This window comes from Carboxydocella sp. JDF658 (assembly GCF_002049395.1).
Lineage (GTDB): Bacteria > Bacillota.
In genome coordinates this window covers 1-215 of record NZ_BDLR01000205.1, presented here as the reverse complement: position 1 = coordinate 215, position 215 = coordinate 1, and the positions used below count along the sequence as shown (strand labels likewise).

The window sequence follows — 215 nt, the reverse complement described above, 5'->3', positions numbered from 1 at the left end:
CCGCGCGTTTTCCATTCGCGCTGAGGGAACCTTTGGGCGCCTCCGTTACTCTTTAGGAGGCGACCGCCCCAGTCAAACTGCCCACCTGACACTGTCCCCTCCCCGGCTCACGGGTCAGGGTTAGAACTTCAATATCACAAGGGTGGTATCCCACCAGCGACTCCACTTAGGCTGGCGCCTAAGCTTCCCAGTCTCCCACCTATCCTGTACATGCA

1 rRNA gene is annotated in these 215 nt (G+C 59.1%); it reads right to left on the bottom strand.

What is annotated here, in order from left to right:
- A 23S ribosomal RNA gene (locus JDF658_RS13830) occupies positions 1–215 on the bottom strand; the annotation flags it as partial.